The sequence below is a fragment of the Vibrio sp. SG41-7 genome (assembly GCF_014164465.1).
Lineage (GTDB): Bacteria > Pseudomonadota > Gammaproteobacteria > Enterobacterales > Vibrionaceae > Vibrio > Vibrio splendidus.
On the sequence record NZ_JACJFF010000124.1, the window covers coordinates 1 to 14,890 of the forward strand.

Here is a 14,890-nt window from a genome sequence, read left to right on the forward strand (position 1 = left end):
CCTGTTTTCAGCCATGCATGAAACTTACGATGTATGTAAGCCTAAATTTAAAACGCCAATATTGTGGGGTTGGAATTAATTATGAGCGTCATAAATAACGCCTTGTCTGAATTGGCAAAGAAAAATTCTTGTCACCAGAGCTAACCGTGACATAGTTGTCACGAATGATGATTTCACCAACACGCTTATCATCCACGTAGATGCTGTAGAGAGTATGCTCGTCGCTAACCTGCTCTCGAACGGCTGAGACATGGGCATCGCTGTCATCTCGGTTAAAGAAAGGAATGTCTCCCAATTCAGGGATATGAACAAAACCTAAATCAGCTTCATCAATTCTGTCGGCAATATTTTTTGGGTTGCCGTACGTTGGGTCTGCGTTGTCATAACCATTATCACCGTCAAAAGATGGGTCGCCGTTACCAAAACCTGGGTCAATGTTTTCGAAACCATAATCACCATCAAATTGAGGTTGTGCTGGTTCAGAACCACCGCTAGATGAACAACCTGCTAAAACTGCAGTAAGAACGAGTGCGATAAGTGATTTGTTCATGATATTTCCTATCGTTTATTGAATTCGTAAGATGCTCACTGACTAACTTCACTACTAGGTGACGGGTACACGCCTTGTGTATAGACATTGCTGCATCGCTTGAGACATACAATAAACAATCGGGTCAGGTCGATAAATAAACGAAAAGAAATACAATACATCACGATCTGCTATGTGTTATTTGTGCTATGCATTGCGCAAGCTTATATTCTGACTCATTCACTATGCATGCTCTGTGTGTGCCAATCTATTGATCTGATAACTACCACACTGAAGTTCCGAACATTCTGTTAAGTGAAATTGATAATAAATTGCTCACTCGAAAGTATGATTTATATACAAATGCCTTCCTCAAATAAGAAATCAACAAACAAAAACATGAAGCGCAGTCTAATTAAATGAAACTAAAGTGCTGTATTTAAGGTTATTTATTGTTAATGGCTATCTCTATCACAGAAAATAATCCTGAAGCACATACAATTCCCAGGCTTTCGAATGAGCGCTACATTTTTTTTCGTTCGAGCATTTTATTTCTATCGCCCAATACACATGAGGTTCCTATGTTTGGAATATTCAAACCTATGGCGCATATTGATCGCTTATCTACCGATAAGATCGATAGCACCTACACACGATTACGATGGCAGCTTTTTCTCGGCATCTTTGTTGGCTATGCCGGTTACTACCTAGTCCGCAAAAACTTCAGTTTGGCGATGCCATACCTGATTGAGCAAGGGTACAGTCGAGGAGAGCTAGGGATTGCTTTAGCCGCAGTATCCATCGCTTACGGTTTATCTAAGTTTTTAATGGGCAGTGTTTCTGATCGCTCTAATCCTCGTTATTTTCTCAGTGGCGGCTTGTTAATGTCGGCATTGGTCATGTTCTGCTTCGGCTTCATGCCATGGGCGACAGGCAGCATCACTGCGATGTTTATCCTGCTGTTCTTGAATGGTTGGTTTCAGGGCATGGGCTGGCCAGCCTGTGGGCGAACCATGGTTCACTGGTGGTCACGCAAAGAGCGTGGCGAGATCGTATCGGTATGGAACGTTGCTCACAACGTGGGCGGCGGCTTGATTGGCCCGATGTTCTTATTGGGACTGTGGGCTTTTAACGATGATTGGCGAACCGCTTTTTATGTTCCTGCATTTTTTGCCACTCTCGTTGCTATCTTCGTTTGGTTTACGGTAAGAGACACGCCTCAATCTTGTGGTCTACCACCGATTGAAGAACACAAAGACGATTACCCAGACGACTACGATACGTCTCACGAGAAAGAAATGACGGCGAAAGAGATCTTCTTTAAGTACGTTTTCTCTAACAAGTTACTGTGGTCAATCGCGATTGCTAATGCGTTTGTTTATCTTATCCGCTATGGCGTACTTGATTGGGCTCCAGTTTACTTAAAAGAAGCAAAAGACTTCTCGGTAGATAAATCCTCTTGGGCTTACTTCCTGTATGAGTGGGCAGGTATTCCTGGCACGTTATTGTGTGGTTGGATTTCAGATAAATTGTTCAAAGGTCGACGCGCTCCAGCAGGGATCCTGTTTATGGTTCTCGTAACTGTCGCAGTGTTGGTGTACTGGTTGAACCCAGCGGGTAACCCAACGGTTGATATGTTGGCACTGATTGCGATTGGCTTCCTTATTTATGGTCCAGTAATGCTAATCGGCTTGTATGCACTTGAACTTGCACCAAAGAAAGCGGCAGGTACAGCGGCTGGCTTAACGGGTCTATTTGGTTACCTAGGCGGGGCAGTTGCTGCCAATGCGGTGCTTGGTTTCATGGTTGACCATTACGGCTGGGATGGCGGCTTCATGATTTTGGTCGGAGCTTGTGTTGCTTCAATAATTTGTCTGCTTTACGCCTTCCTCGGTGAGCGTGCGCACCATAAACAAAAAGATCTCGAACGAGAGAAAGAAGCGCTAACTCAGTAGTTTATTAGCTGAACCACACCATACTAATAACAACGTCACTGTCTCTGACTTTATTAGCACTTAGCTTATCTGCAAATGCGTTCGCCGATCCTTTAGTGATTGCACATCGCGGTGCTTCTGGTTATTTACCCGAGCATACATTACCGGCTAAAGCACTCGCTTACGCAATGAAACCTGACTATATCGAACAAGATGTAGTGATGACCAAAGATGACCAATTGGTGGTTTTGCATGATCACTATTTAGATCGCGTCACTGATGTTGCTGACCGCTTTCCAGACCGTGCACGAGCAGATGGCCGCTATTACGCGATTGATTTTACGCTTGCCGAGATCAAATCATTAAAAGTGACTGAAGGCTTTAACCTAGATGACCAAGGTAATCGAGTGGCTGGGTTCCCAGCACGCTTCCCTATGTGGCAGTCTGATTTTCGTGTTGCTACATTTGCTGAAGAAATCGAGCTGATCCAAGGCTTAAATAAGACCTTAGGTTATGACGTGGGCATCTATCCTGAAATTAAGGCACCTTGGTTCCATCGTCACGAAGGCAAAGACATCTCTAAAGCTGTGCTTGCGACCTTGCAACAATATGGGTATTTATCGAAAGGCGACAAAGTGTATTTGCAGTGTTTCGACGCCAATGAATTGCAACGCATTAATGATGAGTTAATGCCAGCTATGGAAATGGATCTCAAGCTCGTTCAGTTGATGGCTTACACAGACTGGAACGAAACCATGACGTACCAAGGTGACAAAGCAACGCCGTACAGTTATGACTGGATGTTTGAGAAGGGCGGCATGGAAAAAGTCGCTAGCTATGCTGATGGCATTGGCCCATGGAAACCTATGCTGGTGGACGATGCATCGACCAAAGATAACATCATTATCAAACCATTGATGAAGTCAGCAAAAGACGCGGGCTTAGACGTTCACCCTTACACGTTCCGTGCTGACCCAGGAAGAATCCCAGCTTATGCCGATAATTTTGATGGCATGTTGGATGTCTTTTACAATCAAGTAAAAGTCGATGGTGTGTTTACCGACTTCCCGGACAAAGCAGTCGACTTCTTAAAACGTTAATTTCCTGCTCAGTTACGAGGTACTAGTAACGAGATACGAAGAGCTAAAAGCACAGCCTAAAGGCGCTTTTAGCTCTTTTTACTTTTTGGCTCTTCTTGTACTGGCCTCGAAATCCTTCCGATATTCCTCTTTCTCAGCCCACACTTTGATATTCACTCGGTTTACAGCAATAACCTGACTTGATAGGTTACTCCCAATGCAGCCAGATGCTTAATCTATAAGTGTTTATCGGCTCAACCTAATATTGAATTTGGAAAGATCATGGAAGAAAGAAGCAAAGCTTATCTCGATAGCTACCTCAACACATTGCCAGTAGACGTTGCTTCGCAATATACCTCCTTTAGTGCTGATTATTACTGTGCTGATGAATACAACGCCAACCTCTGCGCTCAGTTGATTCTCAAAGGTGAAAAACAAGCGTCCTGCAGCCTTGAACATTGGTACAGCCATGAAGGCGAGACGAGACCAGTAGTTGGTCACTTGCAAGTCGTCACCGATTGGGATGGCAAGCCCGTCTGTATCGTTGAGATCACGTCGGTGTCGTCGTGCAAATACAACGAAGTGAGTGCGGAGTTTGCTGCTGCAGAAGGCGAGGGTGACAAAACACTAGAATGGTGGAGAAAAGCACACTGGAATTTCTTCTCACGTGAATGTGAAGAACTCAAGATATCACCAAGTGAAGACATGTTACTTATGTTAGAGCGCTTCAAAGTAGTTTATCAACAGTGAAGCCCCAGCGAGTGCCGTGTTGAATCTCGATATATGGCACTTTGATCTTCATTTGACCAATACAAGATAACTAACAATCACAAGGAGAGTGATGTGAAAATAGCGATATTGGATGACTACCAGAACGTCGTTAAAGACCTCGATTGCTTCAACAAACTCGAACAACACGATGTCACTGTATTTACCGAAACTTATTCAGAGCAAGATCTTGTCGCTAAGTTGATCTCGTTTGAAGCCATTGTACTCATTCGTGAAAGAACCGAGATCACCGAATCTTTGTTATCGCAGCTCCCAAACCTCAAGCTCATTAGCCAGACGGGCAAAGTGAGTAATCATATCGACCCACAAATGTGCGAACGATTTGGTGTTACTGTGTTAGAAGGCCGAGGCTCGCCAGTCGCCCCCTCTGAATTATGCTGGGCGTTGATTATGGCTGCATCGCGCCACATTCCCACTTATGCTTCAAACCTTAAGCAAAACCAGTGGCAAGATTCTGGCTCGCTAGGGTTAGGTCGAACTTTGAAGGGCTCGAAGCTTGGTATTTGGGGCTACGGCAAGATCGGCAAATGCATTGCACAATATGCCCAAGTATTTGGGATGTCTGTGGTAGTGTGGGGCAGCCAAGCTTCACGTGATCAAGCACAAGCGGATGGATTAGAAGCAGCAACAACCAAACAAGACTTCTTTCGAGAAGTTAATGTGCTTTCTTTGCATTTGCGTTTGAATGATGTCACCAGAGGATGTGTTACGGCACACGACCTTAGCTTGATGAAGCCGAACTCATTGTTTGTGAACATCAGTCGTGCCGAGTTAGTCGAACCGATGGCTCTGTATCATGAATTACGCGAGGTACCGACCAAAACTGCCGCTATTGATGTGTTCGATTGTGAGCCAGTAACTACAGACACTGAACCGCTACTGTTCTTAGCAAACGTCACTGCGACTCCACATTTGGGCTATGTTGAACAAAATAGCTACGAACTCTACTTCGATATCGCCTTCGACAACATTCTGTCCTATCAAAGGGATGGCATATAGCGATAGAATCTGCCCAAAGCAATAAAAAGGTAGAGAAGTATGAGCTTAACAATCAGAGAAGTCGCTGTAGAAGATGCACAAGGCATTATTGATGTATTGAATCCAATCATTATTGAAGCGCGTTATACGATCTTGGATCAGACTTTTACTGTTGATGAAGAAAAAGGATTCATTGAGTCGTTCCCAAAACGTGGTGTGTTCAGCGTTGCAGTCAACGAAACGACCAACCAGTTACTTGGTTTTCAGAATGTCGAACCATTTGCTACTTACACTAAGGCCTTTGACCACGTTGGTATTATTGGCACTTATGTTGATGCAAATAGCCGTGGGCAGGGCGTTGCAAAACAGTTATTTGATTACACATTCAAATCAGCCAAAGCCAAAGGTTATGAAAAGCTGTTCGCCTATGTAAGAGCAGACAACGAGCGCGCGTTAGCGGTATACCTTAAGCAAGGTTTTGAAATCGTCGGAACGGCTAAGAAACACGGTAAGATTGGTGACCATACTTTGACGAGATCCTGATCGAGAAGTTTTTATAGGTTCGCTTAAACATTAGATAATTCATCGTATGCAGGAGGCAAGATGACAAAGCTAATCGAATTAACAGAAATAGTCTTATTCGACTGGGGCAATACGCTGATGGTCGATTTCCCAGACGCACAAGGGAAGATGTGTGACTAGGAAACCGTACAAGAAGTAAGTGGTGCTCGTGCATTACTGGCTGAACTCTCCAAAAATCACCAAGTTTATGTTGCCACCAATGCTGGTGATTCCAGTAAAGACGACATCATTCGAGCCTTTGAGCACGTTGGCCTATCTCAATATATCTTGGGTTACTTTTGTAAGGCGAGCATTGGCTTTTCTAAGTTCGAGCCGGGGTTCTATCCTGCCATTATTTCTAAGCTCGGTGTTGCACCACAAGATATCACCATGGTAGGCGACACCTTAGAGAAAGACATTTACCCAGCACTTGAAGCGGGTTTGAAAGCGGTGTGGTTGAACACGGAAGGTGCTGATCTTAAGTCAGAGCATCCGAATATCGTACAAGTTCAAAGCCTAAGCGAACTATTGGAGAAGTATCATGGATGATCACTCTGAGATCTGGCGTCAGTATTACCAAAAGGCACTAAGCAAACCTCATTTAAAGAGAACTGAGTACGCAACTAAACTGAATGAGTCAGGCTTAAATGTTGCGATTGATTGTGGTTGTGGAACAGGTAGTGACATCGCTTTTTTAGAACAGCAAGTGTATCAAGTGTATGGCTTCGACGTTAATCCTGATTCGATTGCACTATGTCGGGATCGTTTTGGTCGCAAATCTTTGGTCGAGATATCTGAAAGTGGATTTGAACACTATGATTACCCGAAATCTGGCGTAGTGATTGCCAATTCGAGTCTGTTTTTTGCTGATCCAACCCGTTTTGACGAGGTTTGGCACAATATTGAAAACTGTCTTGAAGTGGGAGGCGTGTTCGCGGGCGATTTCATGGGCGTCGATGACAGTTGGGCACATGGCTATCGAACCCCAACAACGCCGTTAACAAAAGCCAAAGTACTTAGCTTATTCAACGACTTTGAGATAGTACGATTCCATGAGCGAGACGAACAAGCACTCACGTCGCTGGGTAGGATGAAGCATTGGCACACTTATTCGGTTGTTGCGATTAAGCGCTGTTAAAATGTCAGTAACTAAAACTCGTTCGGATGCTTGTCTGTTTTGACGTCAACCTCTCATCTCTTTGCTGTCTAATCCTCTAAGCTAAGTCTAGTTTCAACTATGAGGGCTAGGCTATGAATATCGAACGTCACGGAATATCGGTTGGAATTGAACGTGTTAGCGGTGAAACCATTGTTGTGTTCAAAGCGAAAGGCAAACTCACACACGATGATTATCAAGCAATGATGCCAATTCTAAATACCACGCTAGAAGAACTCGATTCATCGAAACTCAAGATGCTGGTCGACATCTCCACCTTAACGGGTTGGGAGTTACGTGCTGCTTGGGATGATTTCAAACTGGGATTAGAGCTCAATTCGAAGATAGACAAAATCGCGATTTATGGTGACAAAAGCTGGCAAGAATTCGCTTCAAAAGTAGGGGGTTGGTTTGTGTCTGGTGAGATAAAGTCATTCGAAGACCATGACTCTGCGCTTAATTGGCTAGTCGATTGATTCTATCTGCGGACAGCTAGCTAACAATCCCTAAACAACGCCAATGACAGTAGACGAGCATTGTCTCGAAAGCTGTTATTTTTGTTTTGGCGATGATATCTCCAATTCGATTCAATAGAATATGTTCACTGCTGGATGTAATATACGCCTAGCGCGATACGTTGTGCTAACCAAAATAATAAACACAATAACAAGGTCTAAGAACATGAATAAGGTAATTGATAAGCTGGCTTGGATATTCATCAAAGACGGCAAGTTGTTGATGGTGAGATCAAAAGGCAAAGAACTGTTCTACCTACCGGGTGGTAAGCGTGAAGCTGGCGAAAGTGATGAGCAAGCACTGGTTCGCGAAATCAAAGAAGAGATCTCCGTAGATTTAGTACCAGATTCCATCAAATACGTAGAGACCTTTACTGGCCAAGCTGATGGTAAAGCGGAAGGCGTATCAGTGCAATTGACTTGTTATCTTGCTGATTATACTGGAGAACTGTCTCCAGATGCTGAAATCGAAGAGCTTAAGTTTGTGGATGGCAACGACAGAGCAGTATGTTCATTGGCAGCACTGGTTGCGCTTGATTGGTTAGAAGCGAACCAGTATTTGGCTTAAGGTTTTAGCGGCTATTAGCTAATGCTGAAGATTGATCTTCAAAAGATCATCGCTTACGAATAGCTTGAAGGGCGGCTGTCTTTCATCAACAGGTCGAGTTTCCTTTGAGCTTTCTTCGCGTCTTGTAAATCCACCACCTCAATCATTTCACACTCATCTCGTACCATCTCATTAATCAGGCTTGGATAGTGTCTGCAATCTTCTGGTCGGTCTAAGTAGATGCTGCATGTGTACTTGGCTTGAGCCTTGGTGTCTTTCGTCGGAACTAGCTCCAGAAAAGGGCAGCGAGTTAAACGTTCACCAGATTCAGGGTCGAACCAGATCTCGCTTCCTCGGACATACTCAAAGATGTCTGGGTTGAACAACTCCCACAAATCAATCTCTTCTTGCGTTGCGGCAAGGTCACCATCTCCGTATTTGATACAGCATTTCCCGCATTGATTACAATTTTTCATTAGTGACTTCATTGGTTGGTGAGCTTTTATCATTTTACCACTGATAGGCGTGGCACGTTGACTTTGTTGTTCATGGTTAAGCCGTTACGGGGCGAGAACATGGAATGACGGCGCTTAAAATCAATTTATCTATGCACCACCACTCTAAACAAGGCTGTAAACAGTGATACAATTTGCGCCTAGCAAGTTATTAAAACAAGGCATCAAAATGAGAACCGTATACACCACCGAAGGCAACATCAACGCAAAGAAACAGAAAGACGCTTACCCAAAGTTGGCGCTATGTGATAACTGCGTTCGAGACTATGTGGTGATTGCTCAAGGCGAACGTACTTATAAGCCATGCGCAAAATGTGGTGCCGACGATTAATGCGCCTTGATAAATACCTATGTAAAAGCACTGACCTAACTAAGCCTGAAGCGATTGAACGCATCCATAATGGCGAGGTGAACGTAAACAGCGAGACGGTCACCGATGAATCAGCTCAGGTTCATGAAAGCAACTCCATCTTATTAAATGGCACGCCGCTTAAGTTGCGTGAATTTCGATACCTCCTAATGCACAAGCCTGCGGGTACTATTTGCTCCAATATAGATGAAGTTTATCCCTCGCTGTTCAACTACATTGAGATAGACAAAGCATCAGAACTGCACATAGCAGGGCGCTTAGATGCCGACACCACAGGCTTAGTCTTGATTACCGATGATGGGCGATGGTCATTCAACATCACTCTGCCAACCAAGTCATGTAAGAAAGTGTATCGCGTGACATTGTCACGAGGTATCAAAGATGATGTCGCTGACAAGTTCAAAGCGGGCGTTAAATTGCAGGGCGAACAAAATCTGACGCGTCCGGCAGAACTCGAAGTGATTACCAGTAAAGAAGTGCTGTTGACCATTACAGAAGGTAAGTTTCATCAAGTAAAACGAATGTTTGCTGCGGTAGGGAATCGAGTTGTTGGACTACACCGTGAGCAGATTGGTGATGTTCGTTTAGATGTTGAAGCAGGTCAGTGGCGTTATCTAACTAAAGCCGAAGTCGACTCATTTCAGCAGGACTCTGAATAAGGGCTCTCATTAAACGCTGTAAACACTTAAAGCGTTAAGCGTGTCAGGATCAGAATATCAATACTATAAGGATGTAGGATGGAAAACCTCAAAGTCTCAGAAATTAAGTCTTTCGTACCCGCGAAAGACTTCGATTTATCCAAGCGTTTTTACCAGTCAATCGGCTTCGAAGTGATGTCTGAATTTCACGATATCGCCTATCTACGACACGGTAGTTGCGCCTTCCTTTTGCAAAACTTTTATGAACCTGCGCACTGTCACAATTACATGATGCACTTGCTGGTTGAAGACGTAAAAAGTTGGTATCAACACATCCAAAACTCTAATGTAGTGTCGGAATTTGAAGTTACCGTTTCCGAGGTTGTTGAACAGCCTTGGGGAATGCTTGAGTTTTGTATCACTGACCCAAGTGGTGTGCTGTGGCGTGTGGCTGAAAACATCAGGTCGCGCTGATTCATCCAACTTGCATTGAGGCCAGTGAAAACTTCAAATTATCCATCTGTTTCTTTATTTATGCCGACATAAGGCAATGATCAAATAGGTTCAAACATGGATATAAAGGCTAAAATGCACAGCCAAGACGTTTACTACTGTGACGACGTTGACTTGGTTGCTGAGCAAACTCAATGCTTAGAAGTGCTATACGATTTCAACCACACTCGTCCTAGTGAAGGGGATAAACGACAACAAATCATGAAGCAACTGTTCGCCGAAGTCGGTGAGGGCTGCTACATCGAGCCGCCGTTACACGCGAACTGGGGGCGTCACACCCACCTAGGCAACAACGTATACGTGAACTTCAATCTAACTCTGGTCGACGACACAGACGTATTCATCGGCGACAACGTGATGATTGCGCCTAACGTGACCATTGCCACTGGTACACACCCCATCAGCCCAGAACTCAGGCTAAAAGCAGCGCAGTTCAATGTTCCCGTTCGTATTGGTAGCAATGTATGGCTTGGCGCGCACACCGTCGTACTTCCTGGTGTCACCATTGGTGAAAACTCAGTAATAGGTGCTGGCAGCATCGTCACCAAAGACATCCCAGCTAATGTCGTCGCAGTCGGTAACCCATGCCGTGTGGTACGCGAAATAAACGAACGCGACCGAGAGTATTACCACAAAGATCGCCGCATTCCAGATGAGCTAAAGTAAACGACTTTTCACATGCATTAAATTAGCTGTGACATAAGCCATTGTTATGCAATGGCTTGGTTGCATATTGCCTGTCTATCTTAGAAACTAGACAGAATTATTCTGGAGTTAAGTGCAGAATTTTTCTGTTTGATAGCTGTTATATGTACAGGGAGTTTCAATGAAGGGTTTTCTCAAAGGGATTTTAGCTTATCTTGTTGTGATCTCGGTAGCTCTGCTAATTTCTCGCAATTTTTTTGATTACCTATCCACAATAGACTTGGTTGACTACATTGCATATAGCGGGGTTTTACTTGTTGTATTGGCAGGCATTACATTTGATGGTAACAATCCAGCTAATCAAGACTTTTTGTCGTTAATGATTCATCGTGAACTTGTGTCCCGAACCAATGACTTTCAAGACGAAACTAATAAAGTAAGTTTTGCAGTTAATGTCGGATTGATAGGTATATTTTTACTTATTGCTAGTGGCGTAATGGCTTGGCATATTAGCAAGTAAAACATATAACAAGGTGCCTAAATCTGAATCGTAAACGCGTGCCGAACTCGCTTCGCTCAGACATGGCATACATCCACTTACAGCGTAGCTAAGCGTTATGCCTCGTCATTCTTCCTGAGTTAAAGTAACTATCCATATCTAGTTTAGGTTCACGGTGCCTTTCTTAACTATTTGGTAGAGTGGCATTTCAATGAGCATGGGGGTTTTGTAATGGGAACTGTAATCGGTTTGGTGATTCTAGTTGCGATAGATTGGTATCTTGTTCGTAAAACAGAGCTTCATATTCATAAATGGATCTCTAAAAAGTATGCCGCGTATCTGTCGGAGAAGGGGAACAAAAAATAGCCTTTCTTATTAAGTCATCGGTATAAGCAGCGTTATCCGCTATTCATTTACACACATTGCAAAGATTGGAGGATTCATGAAAGGTAAAGGAAAGTGCCTATGTGGCTCGGTTGAGTTGGAAGTAGAGTACGCCAGTAATGAATTGGGGGCTTGTCATTGTAGTATGTGTAGAAATTGGTCTGGCGGTCCGATGTTAGTCATTGATTGCTCTGATTCCGTCAAAATATCAGGTGAATCAAATGTGGTGAGATATAAGTCATCCGATTGGGCTGAGAGAGGGTTCTGCGGTAAATGTGGTACTCACTTGTTTTACTTTTTAGTGCCAAATAATCAGTATCATCTTCCTGTCGGGTTATTGATGTCTGGGGATGACTACAAGTTAACTCATCAAATATTCATCGATGAAAAGCCCGAATACTACGAATTTAAAAATGAAACACAAAATATGACTGGCGCAGAAGTATTTGCCCACTTTGAAAGTGGAGAGTAGCACTTAGTTTTTATTAGCTTAAGACTAATTCACAACGCTCGGCATTTTTTAGTTTCGGTCGAGTTTTGTGTTTGCGGTGTAATGGTTTCGGTTAGGTGGTGCTCACGCCTAACATCCCAGCATCAACCCCCAACTTGAAGTGCCTCGAAACTCGATTATGTGAACTCCTAATAGCTGAATAGTTACCCTAATATACACTGAGTTTTCTAATGGCTCTTAGGGGGCGGAAATGATAGATATGGCAATATCAAGTTACCTTGGCTGGTTGTTACTTCTTATAGGTTGTTATCCTTTCTTGCTTGTTGGTGTCAGTATGTTTTTCTATGATGCAGAGCGTAAACAAGCATTAAGGTGGTTGAACGGAGTTAGTTTTCTATTAGCTGCATTCCTTCTTTACATGCATATGCAGACAGAAGTCATCTATGGTCGGGAACTGCTCGAAGCCTGGTATCGTGATAACCCAGAAGATAAGCCTCAATAAAAAGCACATAACAAGTGTCTATTATCCATATCGGTATATAAGAGTGATGTTAAACGCTTGGCATTTCCAGCTCGAATCAATTTTAGTGTTTTCGGCACAATGGGTGAGGTGAGGTGATCGCGATGTCAGCTACTTCAAGCGGCGATAACTCGTCTATCCAATTATGCCTATCCGAGTGAACCATGTTCTCTTACAAAGTGTCTGACATTTTAGATATTCAAATGTCGAGGCTCCGATGAATTTTCTCCGTAAGTATAAAATCAGTTTCCTTTTCTGCATTAGTGGTCTTTTGTGTTTCATTGCTTATAACACCATAGGTTCATACGTAGATGAAAATGGTGTGTTGGTTGAGCCATTCGGGCTTATTCCTCTATTTTGGCTTTTTGAGCTACTTGCGTTGGTGGCTTTGGTTGTAACCTTCGTTAGACATAGAAAGTGTCAGTAGACCAGTTAAGCTACGAGTAAACGAAGATGTTTCGTTATCACAAACAACTTAGGCGCGATTCGGTACGCTTGGCATTTTGGCATGCGGCGGTATTGGTGTTTCCACTCGTTTAACTTCAGTGGGTTAGGTGTTAAATTTGAGATCATTGGTAGCGTTGCCATTTGCTCAAGCGGGCGTTATGTTACTAATTGAATTCAACGTTTATAAAGGATGAATATGGTAGTACTTAGAGGAATGCGCCAAGACGAATATCCAGCATATTGTCAGTATTTTATTGATGATTACAGTCAGGAAATAGCTAGAAACTATGGGCATTCTTTAGACGTTGCAGTCAAATTGGCAAAGAAGGACTTGCATCGCAGCTTCCCTAACGGACTAGAGAGCAATGAGCATTCGCTATTATGCATTGATGTTGAAGTCGATGGTGAACGTAAGCTTGTGGGTTACCTTTGGCACTCAGTCAATATTGGGGATAAATCTACGTTTATCTATGACTTCTTCATTTCGAATGAACATCGAGGCCTAGGTTATGGTACTCAATCAATTTCTGCGTTAGAGACCCAACTACTTGCTATTGGTATCAATCAAATAAAACTGAGGGTCGCATATCATAATGAGCGGGCGCTTAAGTTGTATAAAGAAGTTGGCTTTGAGGTTACCGGTTTCAATATGTATAAGAAACTAAGCGGGTAGCCTCAACATATCAAGCAACATACATAGACCGGCAGGTTTCATTCAAACATGGAGTGAAAATATGAAGTCAGATTTTTCAAAACTTGCGACAACCGAGTACGGAAACATACTAAGTAACGACCACTTTATTAATTTTAGTATTGGTCCTCTTTGGCAGGGAATGCCGCCAATTTTTGGAGAAGCGTTTACTGTCCAGTTAACGTCTGGTGATAATTTAATGCTTCATTCAGCCATATACGAAGCACCAGAAGGTTCCATCATTGTAGTGGATGGAGTTGATAGCGAATATGCAGTAGCCGACGGTAATGTATGCGCAGTCGCTAAGAGTCGAGGTATCAAAGGTTTTATTATTGATGGTGTCATTCGAGATTTGTGTGAAATTTCAGATATGAAGTTTCCAGTTTTTGCGAAAGGTGTTCATCCAGTACCGGGAAAGAAAGAGATCTATTCTGAATTGGGCGCTCCAATCACTTGCGGGGGAGCAAAGGTCTCTACGGGAGATATCATTGTTGCTGATGTAGAGGGTATTGTCGTAATTCCTAAATCAAGAAAAGATGAAGTGTTTCTAATGGGTTCAAAGAAAGCAAGTGACGAAGCTTCTTTAACACTCGCTGAGTGGGAAACGAGTCATAGGGCTAAAATAGCCCAAGCAATAACGTCTGCGAAACAATAAACTTAATTGGTGCAGCAATCTGATTTGTAACGCGTGGCATTTTTCATCAATTAACAGGCGTTAGGCGACAACGAATAAATTCATCCATGGAGAAGAGAGTGATCGTACGGACTGCGACGAACTATGAAAATAACGACGCTGGTTGATAACTCTCGACTGGATAACAGGAAAGATTTAGCCGTTGAGCGCGGACTATCACTGCATATTGAAACTGAATCGCTAAAGATCTTGTTCGATATGGGAAGTGGCGATACGTTTTGTCAAACGCACCATTACTGAGTGTTTAAGTCACGATGAATAAACAAAAACTAAAGAACCTCATTCAACAAGTTCCTGAGCTAATCGATACTGAAGTGGTCAAGTAAAACTGGCCACAGTTTTATAAGGGAACCAGAACTGTCGTTCTGACTCATTTGGTGTTAATCCACCGTTATATTGATGTGGACGATACTGGTTGTAATAACCAACTAGGTA

At 43.2% G+C, this 14,890-nt stretch carries 19 protein-coding genes and 4 pseudogenes; 21 read left to right on the forward strand and 2 right to left on the reverse strand.

What is annotated here, in order from left to right:
* Positions 1-118: 118 nt before the first annotated feature.
* Positions 119-550, reverse strand: a pseudogene (locus tag H5300_RS21815) (membrane lipoprotein lipid attachment site-containing protein); the annotation flags it as partial.
* 560 nt (positions 551-1,110) lie between these two features.
* Here H5300_RS21815 and glpT point away from each other — a divergent pair.
* From glpT to H5300_RS21860, 9 genes and pseudogenes are all read left to right on the forward strand, one after another.
* Complete coding sequence (gene glpT / locus H5300_RS21820) at positions 1,111-2,484, forward strand: glycerol-3-phosphate transporter (RefSeq protein WP_017083570.1); 1,374 nt, start codon at positions 1,111-1,113, stop codon at positions 2,482-2,484.
* A 26-nt stretch (positions 2,485-2,510) separates the two neighbouring features.
* Positions 2,511-3,563 carry a glycerophosphodiester phosphodiesterase gene (gene glpQ / locus H5300_RS21825; RefSeq protein WP_405055146.1) on the forward strand — a complete coding sequence of 351 codons (1,053 nt, stop codon included), beginning with the start codon at positions 2,511-2,513 and terminating at the stop codon, positions 3,561-3,563.
* A gap of 261 nt (positions 3,564-3,824) precedes the next feature.
* Complete coding sequence (locus tag H5300_RS21830; RefSeq protein WP_182796892.1) at positions 3,825-4,292, forward strand: ASCH domain-containing protein; 468 nt, start codon at positions 3,825-3,827, stop codon at positions 4,290-4,292.
* A 93-nt stretch (positions 4,293-4,385) separates the two neighbouring features.
* Positions 4,386-5,330: a D-2-hydroxyacid dehydrogenase family protein gene (locus H5300_RS21835; RefSeq protein WP_182796893.1), complete on the forward strand. Its 945-nt coding sequence runs from the start codon at positions 4,386-4,388 to the stop codon at positions 5,328-5,330.
* Between the two features lie 39 nt (positions 5,331-5,369).
* A pseudogene (locus H5300_RS21840) lies at positions 5,370-5,869 on the forward strand (GNAT family N-acetyltransferase).
* 43 nt (positions 5,870-5,912) lie between these two features.
* Positions 5,913-6,419, forward strand: a pseudogene (locus tag H5300_RS21845) (HAD family hydrolase).
* A complete protein-coding gene (locus tag H5300_RS21850; RefSeq protein WP_182796895.1) occupies positions 6,412-7,008 on the forward strand; it encodes a class I SAM-dependent methyltransferase in 597 nt (198 codons plus the stop codon). The pseudogene H5300_RS21845 and the gene H5300_RS21850 overlap by 8 nt, the downstream one beginning before the upstream one ends.
* A gap of 113 nt (positions 7,009-7,121) precedes the next feature.
* A complete protein-coding gene (locus H5300_RS21855) occupies positions 7,122-7,502 on the forward strand; it encodes an STAS/SEC14 domain-containing protein (RefSeq protein ID WP_182796896.1) in 381 nt (126 codons plus the stop codon).
* Between the two features lie 205 nt (positions 7,503-7,707).
* The gene (locus tag H5300_RS21860) at positions 7,708-8,109 is read left to right on the forward strand and encodes an NUDIX domain-containing protein (protein ID WP_017097423.1); all 402 of its coding nucleotides are present in this window, start codon (positions 7,708-7,710) and stop codon (positions 8,107-8,109) included.
* A gap of 53 nt (positions 8,110-8,162) precedes the next feature.
* On the opposite strand, the gene H5300_RS21865 is transcribed toward H5300_RS21860, so the two are convergent.
* The gene (locus tag H5300_RS21865) at positions 8,163-8,564 is read right to left on the reverse strand and encodes a YkgJ family cysteine cluster protein (RefSeq protein WP_017083578.1); all 402 of its coding nucleotides are present in this window, start codon (positions 8,562-8,564) and stop codon (positions 8,163-8,165) included.
* A gap of 208 nt (positions 8,565-8,772) precedes the next feature.
* On the opposite strand from H5300_RS21865, the gene H5300_RS21870 reads away from it, so the two are divergent.
* From H5300_RS21870 to H5300_RS21920, 12 genes and pseudogenes are all read left to right on the forward strand, one after another.
* Positions 8,773-8,934 (forward strand): hypothetical protein, encoded by a 162-nt coding sequence (locus tag H5300_RS21870; protein WP_099426160.1) that lies wholly within the window; start codon positions 8,773-8,775, stop codon positions 8,932-8,934.
* The gene (locus H5300_RS21875) at positions 8,907-9,632 is read left to right on the forward strand and encodes a pseudouridine synthase (RefSeq protein WP_182796897.1); all 726 of its coding nucleotides are present in this window, start codon (positions 8,907-8,909) and stop codon (positions 9,630-9,632) included. Before H5300_RS21870 ends, H5300_RS21875 begins: the two co-directional genes overlap by 28 nt.
* Before the next feature lie 78 nt (positions 9,633-9,710).
* Positions 9,711-10,085, forward strand: a complete 375-nt coding sequence (locus H5300_RS21880) for a VOC family protein (RefSeq protein ID WP_017099885.1) — start codon at positions 9,711-9,713, stop codon at positions 10,083-10,085.
* Positions 10,086-10,181: 96 nt separating this feature from the next.
* A complete protein-coding gene (locus H5300_RS21885) occupies positions 10,182-10,790 on the forward strand; it encodes a sugar O-acetyltransferase (protein WP_102497899.1) in 609 nt (202 codons plus the stop codon).
* 160 nt (positions 10,791-10,950) lie between these two features.
* Positions 10,951-11,289, forward strand: a complete 339-nt coding sequence (locus tag H5300_RS21890; protein WP_017083582.1) for a hypothetical protein — start codon at positions 10,951-10,953, stop codon at positions 11,287-11,289.
* Between the two features lie 210 nt (positions 11,290-11,499).
* Complete coding sequence (locus H5300_RS28105) at positions 11,500-11,634, forward strand: hypothetical protein (protein ID WP_259397905.1); 135 nt, start codon at positions 11,500-11,502, stop codon at positions 11,632-11,634.
* Between the two features lie 76 nt (positions 11,635-11,710).
* Positions 11,711-12,124, forward strand: coding sequence for a GFA family protein (locus H5300_RS21895; protein ID WP_050645193.1), 414 nt, complete (start codon positions 11,711-11,713; stop codon positions 12,122-12,124).
* A gap of 229 nt (positions 12,125-12,353) precedes the next feature.
* Positions 12,354-12,605 (forward strand): hypothetical protein, encoded by a 252-nt coding sequence (locus H5300_RS21900; protein ID WP_102534714.1) that lies wholly within the window; start codon positions 12,354-12,356, stop codon positions 12,603-12,605.
* A gap of 235 nt (positions 12,606-12,840) precedes the next feature.
* Positions 12,841-13,050: a DUF3955 domain-containing protein gene (locus H5300_RS21905; RefSeq protein ID WP_102566240.1), complete on the forward strand. Its 210-nt coding sequence runs from the start codon at positions 12,841-12,843 to the stop codon at positions 13,048-13,050.
* A 216-nt stretch (positions 13,051-13,266) separates the two neighbouring features.
* On the forward strand, positions 13,267-13,743 hold the full coding sequence (locus tag H5300_RS21910) for a GNAT family N-acetyltransferase (RefSeq protein WP_182796898.1): 477 nt from the start codon (positions 13,267-13,269) through the stop codon (positions 13,741-13,743).
* 61 nt (positions 13,744-13,804) lie between these two features.
* Positions 13,805-14,416, forward strand: a complete 612-nt coding sequence (locus H5300_RS21915; protein WP_182796899.1) for an RraA family protein — start codon at positions 13,805-13,807, stop codon at positions 14,414-14,416.
* A gap of 123 nt (positions 14,417-14,539) precedes the next feature.
* Positions 14,540-14,680 (forward strand): annotated as a pseudogene (locus tag H5300_RS21920) (MBL fold metallo-hydrolase); the annotation flags it as partial.
* Positions 14,681-14,890: the final 210 nt, after the last annotated feature.

What these genes read in the sequence shown, in the direction of transcription:
- H5300_RS21890 (WP_017083582.1), top strand. Translation starts at nt 10,951, where the DNA reads ATGAAGGGTTTTCTCAAAGGGATTTTAGCTTATCTTGTTGTGATCTCG.
- H5300_RS28105 (WP_259397905.1), top strand. Translation starts at nt 11,500, where the DNA reads ATGGGAACTGTAATCGGTTTGGTGATTCTAGTTGCGATAGATTGGTAT.
- H5300_RS21915 (WP_182796899.1), top strand. Translation starts at nt 13,805, where the DNA reads ATGAAGTCAGATTTTTCAAAACTTGCGACAACCGAGTACGGAAACATA.
- H5300_RS21895 (WP_050645193.1), top strand. Translation starts at nt 11,711, where the DNA reads ATGAAAGGTAAAGGAAAGTGCCTATGTGGCTCGGTTGAGTTGGAAGTA.
- H5300_RS21910 (WP_182796898.1), top strand. Translation starts at nt 13,267, where the DNA reads ATGGTAGTACTTAGAGGAATGCGCCAAGACGAATATCCAGCATATTGT.
- H5300_RS21870 (WP_099426160.1), top strand. Translation starts at nt 8,773, where the DNA reads ATGAGAACCGTATACACCACCGAAGGCAACATCAACGCAAAGAAACAG.
- H5300_RS21885 (WP_102497899.1), top strand. Translation starts at nt 10,182, where the DNA reads ATGGATATAAAGGCTAAAATGCACAGCCAAGACGTTTACTACTGTGAC.
- H5300_RS21875 (WP_182796897.1), top strand. Translation starts at nt 8,907, where the DNA reads ATGCGCAAAATGTGGTGCCGACGATTAATGCGCCTTGATAAATACCTA.
- H5300_RS21830 (WP_182796892.1), top strand. Translation starts at nt 3,825, where the DNA reads ATGGAAGAAAGAAGCAAAGCTTATCTCGATAGCTACCTCAACACATTG.
- glpT (WP_017083570.1), top strand. Translation starts at nt 1,111, where the DNA reads ATGTTTGGAATATTCAAACCTATGGCGCATATTGATCGCTTATCTACC.
- H5300_RS21860 (WP_017097423.1), top strand. Translation starts at nt 7,708, where the DNA reads ATGAATAAGGTAATTGATAAGCTGGCTTGGATATTCATCAAAGACGGC.
- H5300_RS21850 (WP_182796895.1), top strand. Translation starts at nt 6,412, where the DNA reads ATGGATGATCACTCTGAGATCTGGCGTCAGTATTACCAAAAGGCACTA.
- H5300_RS21905 (WP_102566240.1), top strand. Translation starts at nt 12,841, where the DNA reads ATGAATTTTCTCCGTAAGTATAAAATCAGTTTCCTTTTCTGCATTAGT.
- H5300_RS21855 (WP_182796896.1), top strand. Translation starts at nt 7,122, where the DNA reads ATGAATATCGAACGTCACGGAATATCGGTTGGAATTGAACGTGTTAGC.
- H5300_RS21865 (WP_017083578.1), bottom strand. Translation starts at nt 8,564, where the DNA reads ATGAAAAATTGTAATCAATGCGGGAAATGCTGTATCAAATACGGAGAT.
- H5300_RS21880 (WP_017099885.1), top strand. Translation starts at nt 9,711, where the DNA reads ATGGAAAACCTCAAAGTCTCAGAAATTAAGTCTTTCGTACCCGCGAAA.
- H5300_RS21900 (WP_102534714.1), top strand. Translation starts at nt 12,354, where the DNA reads ATGATAGATATGGCAATATCAAGTTACCTTGGCTGGTTGTTACTTCTT.